This window comes from Streptomyces sp. NPDC056231 (assembly GCF_048270745.1).
Taxonomy (GTDB): domain Bacteria; phylum Actinomycetota; class Actinomycetes; order Streptomycetales; family Streptomycetaceae; genus Streptomyces.
Map to the genome: position 1 here is coordinate 18,104 of NZ_JBLVKW010000013.1, position 12,335 is coordinate 30,438.

At 70.6% G+C, this 12,335-nt stretch carries 11 protein-coding genes; 6 read left to right on the plus strand and 5 right to left on the minus strand.

The features are described 5' to 3' along the window. Positions 1 to 28 precede the first annotated feature (28 nt). On the minus strand, positions 29 to 1,642 hold the full coding sequence (locus tag ACNPQM_RS13460) for an AMP-binding protein (protein WP_418084161.1): 1,614 nt from the start codon (positions 1,640 to 1,642) through the stop codon (positions 29 to 31). After that, a complete protein-coding gene (locus ACNPQM_RS13465) occupies positions 1,639 to 3,315 on the minus strand; it encodes an AMP-binding protein (RefSeq protein WP_418084162.1) in 1,677 nt (558 codons plus the stop codon). Before ACNPQM_RS13465 ends, ACNPQM_RS13460 begins: the two co-directional genes overlap by 4 nt. A 109-nt stretch (positions 3,316 to 3,424) precedes the next feature. Between ACNPQM_RS13465 and ACNPQM_RS13470 the strand changes: the two genes are divergently transcribed. After that, positions 3,425 to 4,267 (plus strand): response regulator transcription factor, encoded by an 843-nt coding sequence (locus ACNPQM_RS13470; RefSeq protein ID WP_418084163.1) that lies wholly within the window; start codon positions 3,425 to 3,427, stop codon positions 4,265 to 4,267. 84 nt (positions 4,268 to 4,351) lie between these two features. Continuing rightward, entirely contained in the window at positions 4,352 to 4,999 is a 648-nt protein-coding gene (locus tag ACNPQM_RS13475) for a LysE family translocator (protein ID WP_418084164.1), read from the plus strand. 69 nt (positions 5,000 to 5,068) lie between these two features. Here the strand turns inward: ACNPQM_RS13475 and ACNPQM_RS13480 are convergent, their stop codons facing one another. Beyond that, complete coding sequence (locus ACNPQM_RS13480) at positions 5,069 to 6,235, minus strand: winged helix DNA-binding domain-containing protein (protein WP_418084165.1); 1,167 nt, start codon at positions 6,233 to 6,235, stop codon at positions 5,069 to 5,071. A gap of 130 nt (positions 6,236 to 6,365) precedes the next feature. On the opposite strand from ACNPQM_RS13480, the gene ACNPQM_RS13485 reads away from it, so the two are divergent. After that, positions 6,366 to 7,244 (plus strand): DMT family transporter, encoded by an 879-nt coding sequence (locus tag ACNPQM_RS13485; protein WP_418084166.1) that lies wholly within the window; start codon positions 6,366 to 6,368, stop codon positions 7,242 to 7,244. A gap of 337 nt (positions 7,245 to 7,581) precedes the next feature. Here ACNPQM_RS13485 and ACNPQM_RS13490 read toward each other — a convergent pair whose 3' ends face one another. Then, positions 7,582 to 8,475 (minus strand): DUF2510 domain-containing protein, encoded by an 894-nt coding sequence (locus tag ACNPQM_RS13490; protein ID WP_418084167.1) that lies wholly within the window; start codon positions 8,473 to 8,475, stop codon positions 7,582 to 7,584. A 235-nt stretch (positions 8,476 to 8,710) separates the two neighbouring features. Here ACNPQM_RS13490 and ACNPQM_RS13495 point away from each other — a divergent pair, with 235 nt between their 5' ends. Together ACNPQM_RS13495 and ACNPQM_RS13500 are read left to right on the plus strand one after the other, a co-directional pair. After that, positions 8,711 to 9,553, plus strand: coding sequence for an alpha/beta fold hydrolase (locus tag ACNPQM_RS13495; protein WP_418084168.1), 843 nt, complete (start codon positions 8,711 to 8,713; stop codon positions 9,551 to 9,553). Positions 9,554 to 9,690: 137 nt separating this feature from the next. Further along, positions 9,691 to 10,059: a nuclear transport factor 2 family protein gene (locus ACNPQM_RS13500; RefSeq protein ID WP_358857188.1), complete on the plus strand. Its 369-nt coding sequence runs from the start codon at positions 9,691 to 9,693 to the stop codon at positions 10,057 to 10,059. On the opposite strand, the gene ACNPQM_RS13505 is transcribed toward ACNPQM_RS13500, so the two are convergent. Then, positions 10,025 to 11,251 (minus strand): FAD-dependent monooxygenase, encoded by a 1,227-nt coding sequence (locus ACNPQM_RS13505; protein ID WP_418084169.1) that lies wholly within the window; start codon positions 11,249 to 11,251, stop codon positions 10,025 to 10,027. The genes ACNPQM_RS13500 and ACNPQM_RS13505 overlap by 35 nt on opposite strands. A gap of 113 nt (positions 11,252 to 11,364) precedes the next feature. On the opposite strand from ACNPQM_RS13505, the gene ACNPQM_RS13510 reads away from it, so the two are divergent. Further along, positions 11,365 to 12,084, plus strand: a complete 720-nt coding sequence (locus ACNPQM_RS13510) for a TetR/AcrR family transcriptional regulator (RefSeq protein WP_418084170.1) — start codon at positions 11,365 to 11,367, stop codon at positions 12,082 to 12,084. Positions 12,085 to 12,335 lie beyond the last annotated feature (251 nt).

Genomic DNA, 12,335 nt, shown 5'->3' on the forward strand with positions numbered 1-12,335 from the left:
ACCCCGGGCACCGCCCCCACGTCACCGACTATCCGTAGTTCTCCCGCAGTTCGATCTTCCGGACCTTCCCGCTGACCGTCATCGGGAAGGCCTCCAGGATCTGCAGCCTCCGCGGGATCTTGTAGTGCGCGAGCTGCTCGCGGCAGTACTCCGTCACCTCGTCCAGGCTCGGCGGGTCCGCCGGGTCCCTGGGGATGACACAGGCCAGGATCTCCTCGCCGCGCGTGGCGTCCGGTACGCCCACCACCTGCACGTCCGCGACCTTCGGGTGGCCATAGAGGAATTCCTCGATCTCCCGCGGATACACGTTCTCGCCACCGCGGATGATCATGTCTTTGATCCGGCCGACGATCTGTACGTAGCCGTCCTCGCGCATCACCGCGAGGTCGCCGGTGTGCATCCAGCGCCCCGCGTCGATCACCTCGGCGGTCCGCTCGGGCTGATCCCAGTAGCCGAGCATCACGCTGTAGCCACGGGTGCAGAGCTCGCCCGCCTCCCCGCGCTCCACGGTCACGCCGGTCGCCGGGTCGACGACCTTCACCTCGATGTGCGGCATGACGCGGCCGACCGTGCCGGTGCGGCGCTCCAGGTCGTCGTCGCGGCGGGTCTGGGTGGAGACCGGAGAGGTCTCCGTCATGCCGTAACAGATGGACACCTCGTCCATGTGCATCTCGGCGACGACCCGCTTCATCACCTCGACCGGGCAGGGCGATCCGGCCATGATCCCGGTGCGCAGGGAGGAGAGATCGTACGAGGCGAAGTCGGGAAGGTCGAGCTCGGCGATGAACATGGTGGGAACGCCGTAGAGGGAGGTGCAGCGCTCCTGCTGGACGGCGGCGAGGACGGCGGCGGGATCGAAGGCGGGGGCCGGAATCACGATGCAGGCGCCGTGCGAGGTGATGCCGAGGTTGCCCATCACCATTCCGAAGCAATGATAGAAGGGGACGGGCAGACAGACCCGGTCCTGCTCGGTGTAGGCGACCAACTCCCCGACGAAGTAGCCATTGTTGAGAATGTTGTGGTGGGAGAGAGTGGCCCCCTTGGGGAAGCCGGTCGTGCCCGAGGTGAACTGGATGTTGATCGGGTCGTCGCAGGACAACTCGGCTTCCCGCGCTGCCAGTTGCTCAGCCGTGACCGACCCGGCAGCCGCCGTCAGCTCGTCCCAGGACGGATCGCCGATGTAGTGCACGGACCGCAGGGCGGGGCACTCCGCCCGGATCTGGCCGACGAGGCCGCGGTAGTCGCTGGTGCGGTGGGAGAGCGATGAGATCAGGACCGAGATCCCCGCCTGGCCGAGCACGTACTGCAGCTCGTGCGCCCGGTAGGCCGGGTTGATGTTGACCATGATGGCGCCGATCCGGGCGGTGGCGTACTGGACGAACACCCACTCGGGGCAGTTGATCGCCCAGATTCCGACCCGCTCGCCCCTGGCCACCCCGGAGCCCATCAGTCCGCGCGCCAACTCGTCGACCGCCGCGCCGAATTCGGCGTATGTCCAGCGCCGCCCCGAGGCGACGTCGACCAGCGCCTCACGTTCCGGGTACGCCTCGACAGCCCGGTCGAGATTGCGCCCGATCGTGTCGCCGAGCAGAGCGGTGGTGCCGGTGCCGTGCGCGTAGGACAGCCCGGTCCGCCCGGTCACCGCAGGTCCCCCTCTTCGTACTCGGTGCCGGCGCCCTGAGCCGTGCGCTCGCGCAGCTCGATCCGGCGGATCTTTCCGGAGACGGTCTTCGGCAGCTCGGCGAACTCCAGCCGGCGGATCCGCTTGTACTGGGCGAGAACCGCCCGCGAGTGCGCGAACAGCACCTTCGCCGCGTCCGGGCCGGGCTCCCAGCCCTCCGCCAGGACGACGTACGCCTTCGGTACGGCGAGCCGGACCGGGTCCGGCGCGGGCACGACCGCGGCCTCGGCGACCGCTTCGTGCTCCAGCAGCGCGCTCTCCAGCTCGAACGGCGAGATCTTGTAGTCGGACGCCTTGAACACATCGTCGGCGCGGCCGACATAGGTGATGTAGCCGTCCTCGTCGCGGGAACCGATGTCGCCGGTGCGGTAGTAGCCGCCGGCCATCGCCTCGGCGGTACGGTCCGGGTCGCCGTGGTAGCCGGTCATCAGGCCGACCGGGCGGTACGAAAGGTCGAGGGAGATCTCGCCCTCGATCGCACCGGGCTCACCGGTGACCGGGTCGAGGAGTTCGACCTTGAAGCCGGGACTGGGCCGTCCCATCGAACCGGTCTTCAGAACCTGGCCGGGAGTGTTGGCGACCTGGACGGCGGTCTCGGTCTGGCCGAAGCCGTCCCGGATCGTGACGCCCCACTCGCGCCGGACCGTTTCGATGACCTCGGGGTTCAGCGGCTCTCCAGCGGCGACGACCTCGCGCGGCGGGGTGTTCAGCTGGGAGAGGTCTGCCTGGATCAGCATCCGCCAGACGGTGGGCGGGGCGCAGAAGCTGGTGACGCCCGAGCGGTCCATTTCGGCCATCAGGCGGCCCGCGTCGAACCGGGTGTAGTTGAAGATGAAGACGGTTGCCTCGGCGCTCCACGGCGCGAAGAGGTTCGACCAGGCGTGCTTGGCCCAGCCCGGTGACGAGATGTTGAGGTGGACGTCCCCGGGCTTGAGGCCGATCCAGTACATCGTCGCCAAGTGACCCACGGGGTAGGAGACATAGGTGTGCTCGACCAGTTTGGGGCTGGCGGTCGTGCCGGAGGTGAAGTACAGCATCAGTGGCTCGTCGGCGTCGGTCTCGCGGTCCGCCTCGAAGCCCTCCGGCTGCTCGCCGGCGCCGGTGTAGGGGAGCCAGCCCGGTACGTCCTCGCCGACGGCGATCCGGGTGTAGTCGCCGGGCACCTCGTCGAACTTGGCGGTGTCGGCGTCCCGCGCGATCACGTGCCGGACCCGGCCGCGCTCCACCCGGTCGCGCAGGTCGACGGGGCCGAGGAGCGGGGTGGCGGGGATGACGACGGCGCGCAGTTTCATCGCGGCGAGGGCCGTCTCCCACAGTTCGACCTGGTTGCCGAGCATGACGAGGATCCGGTCGCCGGCGCGCACTCCTTGGGCGCGGAGCCAGTTCGCGGCCTGGTTGGAGCGGGCGGACATCGCGGCGAAGGACACCTGGGTGCGGCGGCCGTCCTCCTCCACGATGTGCAGGGCGGTGCGGTCGTTGTTCTCGGCGATGGCGTCGAACCAGTCCAGCGCCCAGTTGAAATGGTCGGTCCGGGGCCAGCGGAAGCCCTCGTACGCCGTCGCGTAGTCCTCGCGATGCTGCAGCAGAAAGTCCCGGGCGGCCCGGAACGTTTCCGTTGCGTTGGTTGCCGACATGTGCCCTCCTTTTTGCGGACCGGACCGGTCCTTTAACATCATGTAAACAGTGACCCAGGTCTCACCACCCCCGAACGGGGGTACCGCAGGCGGGCAGGGAGGCGACAGCGTGCCGGAACCGGTCGATGCGCTCGAGATGCAAGCGGCCCTGCTGCGGTTGCGCCGGACGAGCGGGCTGCCCGTGGCGTTCGGCGGACTGCTGTCGGATGCGCGTCACGCCAGGATCGCGGAGCTCAACGGGGCGCAGACCACGGCGCTGCGCGGCCTTGTCATCACTGCGGGCAGCGGACTCGGCGGCAAGTCGATCGCCCTGTCCCGGCCGTGCGCGGTGACCGACTACCCGTCGTCCCGGCACATCAGCCACGAGTACGACACCGCGGTCGCCGCGGAGGGGCTGCGTTCGGTGGTCGCGGTGCCCGTCGTCGTACGCCGCAAGGTACGGGGCGTGCTGTACGGGGCGCTGCGCGAGCCCCTCACCCTCGGGGACCGTACGTTCGACGCGGCCGTCGCGGCGGCCCGCGACGTGGAACAGGCGCTCGCCGTGCGCGACGAGGTGCAGCAGCTCCTGGTCTTCAGCCGGGACCAGGTGGCGGACCCGCGGGCGGCGCCGGCTGCTTGGGAGGACGTCCGCGAGGCGCACCGCGAGCTGCGCGCGCTGGTCCCGAGGGTGACCGACCCGGCGCTTCGCGAGGAACTCCTCTCGGTGTGCGGTCGACTGGCCTCGGCGTCCGGGACAACGGTGGCGGGCGCCCAGGGGGTGCAGCTGGCGCCGCGCGAGATCGATGTCCTCGCCTGTGTGGCCGCGGGCGCGACGAACGCGGTGACAGCCGACCGGCTGGGGCTGCGGCCGGAGACGGTGAAGGGGTATCTGCGCGCGGCGATGCGGAAGCTGGGGGCACACACCCGGCTGGAAGCGGTCGTGGCGGCGCGCCGGGCGGGTCTGCTGCCGTAGGTGCGCGCCGGGCATCCGCCTCGGTCACGCGCCTGACGTCCGCCGGGGTCTGTGCCGTACGGTCGGGGCCAGGGGGTGACGGACATGGTGTCCACGCATCAATATCTTGCCTTCGCGGCGATGTCCCTGCTGGTGATCGTGATCCCGGGGCCGAGCGTCCTGTTCGTGATCGGCCGGGCGCTGGCCCACGGCCGCCGCACCGCGCTGACCACGGTGCTGGGCAATGTCGCCGGTTCGTACGTCCTGGTCGTGGCGGTCGCGCTGGGCATCGGCTCGCTGGTCGAACGCTCGATGGTGGTCTTCATGGCGGTGAAGCTGGCGGGTGCGGCGTATCTGGTCCTCCTGGGAGTGCAGGCGTTCCGCCACCGCAAGGAGCTGAGGCTCGGGGCCGTCGAGGCGTCGCCGGAGCGGCCCGCGCGCGGTGACCTGCGGACGGTGGTGGACGGTGTGGTCGTCGGCGTCACCAACCCCAAGGGCATCGTCTTCTTCGCCGCGGTACTCCCCCAGTTCGTGGACCCGTCGACCGGTCATCTCCCGGTGCAGATGCTGCTGTTGGGGCTGGTGCCGATCGCGATCGGGCTGGTGACGGACACGCTCTGGGGGCTCGGCGCGTCGGCGGCGCGGAGCTGGTTCGCCCGGTCGGACAGGCGGCTGTCGATGATCGGCGGGGCGGGTGGCTTCGCGATGATCGGTCTGGGCGTGACGGTGGCGGCGACGGGCCGCGCCGACTGAGACCGACCGGCACATGGGAGGCGGCGTCGCGGGGCCGGGTGAGCCGGTCGGTCCGAGTTCCGCTCCCGCTCAGTCCCCGAAGTCGACGAACGGGGCGAACCGGATGTCGTGTGCGGTCGGGTCCGCAGGTCCCATCGTGGCGAGCATCCGCAGCCCCTCCTCCGTGACGGCTTCGCGCTCCGCCGGGCTCAGCCTCCCCAGCGCCTGCACGGTGACGGTCCCCTCGCCGCCGGCCTTCTGCCCGGGCGCACCGAACCGCCAGATCGCCGCGAGGAAGCCGTCGACGAGCACGGATCCGTACGCCTGATTGCCGTTCCCGTTGCGCCCTTTGAACCGTGGCGGGATGACGCGCGTACGGTCCGCGTGGCCGAGCAGGACGTTGTCGAACTCGGGCAGGAAGCGTGGCGGGGCGGGGGTGTCCGGGTCGGGACGCGGGGCGTCCGGCAGGTCGAAGAGTTCCACTCCGTGCTCGTCGCGGAAGGTGATCAGCCGTGGCCGCAGCCGCTCGAAGACCTCCCGCAGCCGGGTCAGTCCGGCCCACATCTGCATGTCCTTCACGGAGGCGGGTCCGAAGGCGCCGAGGTAGCGCAGCACAGTTGCGTCGGGCGTGGGTGTCGGCTCCGACGGCCGGCCGAGCCAGTGCTCCACGGTGGTCAGCGCGACCTGTCCGCTCCGCCCCCAGAGCCCGCGCGGGGTGACCTGGACCAGGGGCAGGGTGCAGCGGACGGCCACGGTCAGGGCCTGCGGGTCGGCGTCCGGCCACTGCGCGCCCAGTGCCTCGCGGAGTTCCTTCAGGGTGCGCGGCCGCTCCTCGACGAGCTCTCTGCCGGTCGCCGCGAGCCGGTCCAGGTCCACCCCGCCGAGCCCCTTCCGGAATATCTTCAGCTCCCGGCTGCGGGCCGGCTGGACCAGCGGACGCAGGGTCAGCGCGTCGTCGGCGGTGTGGGTGTGGATGGTGGAGCGGAGGGTGACCATGCGGACCAGCTCCCGGGACGCCATCAGCGCGGAGAGCTCGGCCGGGTCGAAGCCTTCGAGCCGGGCGAAGAGCTGGTAGTACGGCGGCTTGGTGTTCTGTGCCTGGAGCCCGACGAGATGCCCGACGGCTTCCTTCGCGGACATCGGGGTCCGGCGCAGGAGCAGTTGGCGCTCCAGGGTGGCCCGGCCCAGTGCGCGGGGCGTGAGCAGCGAGGGCTGGGCGGATGCGGTTCGTGCGGCGGGGTTCGTCTTCGCGGCCATGAACGGCACGGTACGGGGTTTTGCGGACAACTCCCGTCCGCAATCGCACTGTCTCGTTCTTTCCCGCGGCCGCCGCACCGCAGCGCGGCAGGACCCCGGATTGCGCGCGGGCCGCCCGCATCATGGTCGGGTGATCAGCGTTATGTTCGCCATCCTGACCGCACTCAGCAACGGCGCCGCGTCCGTACTGCAACGCCGTGCCGCCCTCGCTGCACCCGACACGAAGGCGTTGCACCTGTCGCTGATCGGGCATCTGCTGCGCCAGAAGGTGTGGCTGGCCGGAATCGGGCTGGTGATCGTCGCCGCCGTCTGCCAGGCCGTCGCGCTGGCCACCGGGCCGATCTCGGTGGTCCAGCCGATCTTCGTCATCGAACTCCCGGCGACGCTGCTGTTGGCCGGGTTCGTGATCCGGGTCCGGGTGCCGGGCGGAGTCTGGTCCGGCGTGGCTGCCGTGACCGTCGGGCTGGCTCTCGGCATGACCTCCGCCGCTCCGGGCGGCGGCAGCGCGTCGGTGCGGGGCGCGGTCTGGGTCCCGGCGCTGATCCTGACGGGGATCTTCGAGGCCGCGCTGATCACCGGCGCGATGAAGACCCGCGGGAACCCCCGGGCGGCGCTGCTCGGGCTCGCCGCCGCGTGTGGTTACTCGCTCACCGCCGCCCTGATGAAGGACGCCATGGGGCGACTCGGTGACAACGGGGTGACCGCGCTCATGACGTCCTGGCAGCTGTACGCCACCGCCGCCGCCGGGGTGGGCGCGCTGTTCCTCCTTCAGAACGCGCTCCAGGCGGGCACCCTGGTCGCCGTCCAGCCGATGCTGACGCTGGGCGACGCGCTGATCAGCGTCCTGTACGGGGTGACGCTGTTCGGCGAGGAGCTGCGCACGGGCTGGTGGCTGCTGCCGGAGCTGGTCGCGATCGCTCTCATCGCGCTGGGCTGTATCGAACTGTCCCGTTCGCCGCTGGCGTCCGGGAACGCCGTACGGCTGCGGCGCAGCACCCGCGTGGCGTGACGGCCCGTACCGGGCCCCGGGGTCGGGCGTCCGGGTTCCGGTACGCCGGCGAACGCCACGACGGCGATCGGGCCGAAGAGGTGGCAGACGGTGCACCCGGTGGCGGTGTGGGCCTGCCCCGTACTCACCTGTTCGGCGGAGAGCCCGCTGAGTCCGGCACGACGCGGAGAGTGCAAGTTCCGGACGGTCCCGGACGACGCCCGTCGCCTGGCAAGCGGGGCTTCGAAACACGCCCTACGGCCGCCGCCCCCTGCGACGCTCGACCGACGCGCGGAACCGGCCCGGGGAAGGAATCCCGCGGGCCGCCTCCCATGCGCCGACCGGTCTCCGGCAGGCCTCAGGCGGTCTGCCCGGATCCCGAGCCGGTCGAGGCCGCCGCCTTGATCCCCTTGGTGATCTCGTCCATCACCGAGAGCGCGGGCGCCTTGGGGCTGGCGTCGAAGCCGGATCGTACGACCACCAGCATGTCCGCGGAGTGCGGGGAGGCAAAGGCCAGCGACTGGACGTAGCCGTCGTCGCCCTCCTTCGTGACCACCTTCCAGCGCACCAGATAGCCCTTGTGGCCCGCGACGGTGACCGCCTCGGACTTGAGCTGCTCGTGCGAGGTGATGGCGCCGTAGGCCTTGCCGCCGTACGACGACGTGGCGTTGACGGAGATGTCCGCCTTCGCCGCCGCCTCTGCCGTCTTCGCCGTGATCTTCAGCGCCTGGGCCGGGGCGACGAACACCCCTCCGCGCTCGCACTTCTGCGACGCGTCGGCCGGGCATGTGTACGATCCCGTGCTCACCGAGGCACCCATCAGGGCCGACTGGCCGGTCCAGCCGTCGGGCACCGGCAGGCTGACACCGGTGCTGGCGTCCGTGGCATACCCCTTCTCGGACGGCGGTTGCCGCTGGTCGGGCGCCGGACTCCGGCCACCGGGACCCCCAGGACCGCCCTGGCCGTTCTGTCCGTCGGGGGGACTGGGCGCCGGCGACTCGACACCGCGGGAGGCGTTCTCGGAACTGCCGGATCCATCGGTCAGCAGGACGGCGCCACCCGCGATCGCGGCCAGCACCACCACACCAGCGGTGACGCCGACGCCGATCCGGATCCGACGGCGTCGGACGGCCGCGGGCGGCATCCGGAGCTGATCCGTCCACCGACTCCCGTCCCACCAGCGTTCCTGGACAGGGCCTGTTCCTGTATACCCGGGGTCCGTATGCCAGCCGGGAGGGCTCATCTCGGTCACGACGCCCACCGTAGAGGCGCTCCGTGAGAATCGCATGAAACGGTGCGAGGAACCCGCTCAGGGCCGCCGGCAGTGCGCGGATCATCGAATGGGGGCGTAATGGGCTAGGACCTCTTCTTTTCGGAACAGGCTGCGACCAAGGAGTACGGGCAGGACCCGGCGAGCCGGGCACGCTCCGAAGAGAGGCCCCAGGAGCCCGGACCACGACGGGACCGGGCGGTGCGATGGGAGAGCCATGCCGTACATCATCGTTGGCGAGGAGAACTCTGCCGGCATCCATGTGTACTACGAGGACCACGGGATGGGGCAGCCCGTCGTCCTGATCCACGGGTTCCCGCTGAGCGGCGCGTCCTGGGAGAAGCAGCTCCCGGTCCTGCTGCGCGCCGGGTACCGGGTGATCACGTACGACCGGCGCGGCTTCGGCCGTTCCTCGCAGCCCACCACGGGGTACGACTACGACACGCTCGCCACGGATCTCAACGCCGTCATGGAGAAGCTCGACCTGCAGAACACCATCCTGGTCGGGTTCTCCATGGGTACCGGCGAGGTCGTCCGTTACCTGGGCAATTACGGATCCGCGCGGGTCGACCGGGCGGCACTGATCGCCCCGATCCCGCCGTTCCTCCTGAAGACCGGGGACAACCCCGAGGGGGTCGACCAGAGCGTCTTCGACGGCATCATGAGTGCCATCGCCTCGGACCGTCCCGCGTATCTGACGACCTTCCTCCATGACTTCAACAACGTCGACAAGCTCGGTGGCACCCGGATCAGTGACCAGGCGCTGCAACTCCAATGGACGGTGGCTGCCGGTGCGTCGGCCCACGCCACGCTGGCCTGCGTGCCGGCCTGGCTGACGGACTTCCGCGACGACCTGCCCAGGATCGACGTGGAGACGCTGATCGTCCAGGGCAACGAGGACCGCATCCTGCCCATCGACTCCTGCGGTCGGCGGCTGCCCGGCCTGATCAAGAACAGCCGTCTCGTCGAGATCCCGGGTGGCCCGCACAACATCGGCTGGACCCACGCCGAGGAACTCAACGCGATTCTCATGGGGTTCCTGAACCGGACAGCATCCTGAACGCCGCACGCCGCCGGGGCGTCCGGCAATGACCCGGGAGGTAATCGACGCTTCTTCCCCCGTCGGACATCGTGTTCCTCACGAGCCGCACAGGAGCCTGGCCGCAGTGCCGGGACCGTGACCGAGAGGACAGCACCATGACCGCATACGAGGACGCCGTTCAGCGCTACTTCACCGCCTGGAACGCGGCCACCCCCGAGGATCTGGCGAAGGCCGTCGCCGCCGCCTTCACCGAGGGCGCCACGTACACCGACCCGCTGGCCTCCGTGCGGGGCCACGACGAGCTGGTGGCCACGATCAGCGGTGCCCATCAGCAGTTCCCCGGCTTCGAGTTCAAGCTGACCGGCGCCCCCGAAGGACACCACGACATCGTCCGCTTCAGCTGGGACCTGGTCTCCTCCTCCGACGGCTCGGCGCCCGTCGCCGGGTCCGACGTCGTCACCCTCGACGAGGACGGGCGCATCACCTCCGTCAGCGGCTTCCTGGACCGGGTCCCCGGAGCGTGACCGGTGCGGATTTTCGGTGCGCCCGGTAGTCGGGCAGTTCGATGCCCGTGACCTTCCTCCCCTCTTCCAGCATCCAGTTGAGGACGAACGTGCGGCTGAGCATCCAGTTGCGCATGCGCAGCGCGAACGCGGAGCCGGGGGCGAGGAAGGGGCCGGTCCGGTCGCCGCTCTTCTGGCAGCCCTGCGCGTAGGTACGCAGCAGGCTCTCGTAGCGGGCGAAGGCGGCGGCGTGGTCGCCGCGGTGGGCGGCCAGCTCCCCTGCCAGCACGTACGCGGCGACGATCGCGGTCCCGGTGCCCATACCGCCGATGGTGGCCCCGCAGGCGGCGTCACCGAGGAGGGCGACGCGGCCCCGGGACCAGGTGTCCACGTCGGCGCGGCTGATGGAGTCGAAGTACAGGTCGTCGGCGTCGTCCAGGGTGGCGAGCAGCCGGGGCACGTCCCAGCCGATTCCGGCGAACACCTCGGTGATGAGGGCCTTCTGCGCCTGCTGGTCGTGCCGGTCGAAGTCCAGGCGGTCGGCGGCGAAGACGAAGAAGGCGCGGGCGGTGTCCCGGCTGCGGTTGTCGGTGCCGACGGAGGCGAGGCGGCCCGGGGTGTTGCAGCCGATGGAGCCCTCACCGAAGCCGAAGCCGGCGTAGTTGGGCAGGCTCCAGGTGGCGGCGTAGTGGCCGAGATGGCGCACGTACGCGTCCTCGGGGCCGAAGGCGAGGCGCCTGACGTTGGAGTGCAGCCCGTCGGCACCGATGACGAGGTCGAAGGTGCGGGTCGCGCCGCCGCGGAAGGTGACACGCACCCCGTCGTCGTCCTCGTGCAGCGCGGCGATCGACTCCCCGAAGAGGTACCGGGCGCGGGGCAGGCTGCGCTCGTACAGGACGCGGGCGAGGTCGCCGCGCAGGACCTCGATGTCTCCGCCCGCGAAGTCCGCGGGCAGTTCGAGCCGGAGCCTGCCGGTCTCGTCGACGAAGCGCATGGGGCTGCCGCCGGTCCGCAGCCGCCGGAGCTCGTCCAGGATGCCCATGCGCTCCAGGACGGTCAGATGGGTCCCGCCGCGGAAGTCGACGGCCTGTCCGCCCTCACGGAGGGCCGGGGCGATCTCGACGACGGTGACGTCGAAACCGTACTCACCGAGCCAATGGGCGAGTGCGGGGCCCGCGATGCTCGCGCCGGAGATCAGAACCTTCTGGGGCATGGCAGGTGCTCCTGTGTCGGGGATCGTCGATCCACATGAATTGCGTCCCATGGACGCTGTTTTTCTTGTTGTGTACGATAGACACAGTTTCTGTTCCCGGCAAGGAGGCAGCGGTGACGGACGACCCGACGAACCTGATGGGTCTGCTCTGGGGACCCGGACCACAGCCCCGTCGTGGCCCCAAGCCCGCACTCACCCTCGACGGCATCGCCCGCACCGGCACCGAGATCGCGGACGCGGAAGGCCTCGGAGCCGTGTCCATGCAGCGGGTCGCGGAGCAGCTCGGCAAGACGAAGATGTCGCTCTACCGCTACCTGCCCGGCAAGGCGGAACTGATCGCCGTCATGGTGGAAACGGCACTGGATGACGCACCGGAGAGCGGGGAGGGCGACTGGCGAACGCGCCTGACGGCCTGGTCGCACGGCATGGTCGAGACACTCCGCCGCCATCCCTGGCTACTGGAGGCGACGGTCGGCCCGCGTCTGATGGGCCCGAAGGAACTCGGCTGGACGGAGCGGGCCCTCTCCGCGCTGGACGGCACCGGGCTCACGGGGGCGGAGCGCATGGACGCGGTGGTGCTGCTCACCAGCCACGTTCGGGGCATCACGCTCCACAGCCGCGCGGCCGCCCCCTCCGGCGCACCGGAGGCCCAGCTCCTGGCCGCGCTCGGCACGGTGCTGCGGGACCACGGCGCGGACTACCCGCACCTGGCCGCGGCGGCGGCCTCCTCGGTGCGCTCCGGGACCCAGGGGCAGGACCAGGCCCTGGAGTTCGGCCTTGACCGCATCCTGGACGGCCTGGAGGTCCTGATCGCCGAGCGCGCCCGGAGCTGATCCACGCGAGGGCCCGCAGCGACGCAGGACCGTGACGGGCGGATGCCCTCCGTACGGTCTTCGACCACCGCGACCCCGAACCCGGCGCCGGCGGGAGCGCCGCGTTCCGCACCGTCCTCAGCCACATCAGGACCAGTGACGCCAAGGTCAGCGCACCCGCGGTCCGGCCGTAGTCCGAGTGCACGCCCGGGGATCGTCGGAGCGTTTTCTGGAATTAGCCTCTGATGCCTTGTCACAGCCAGGTCTACGCG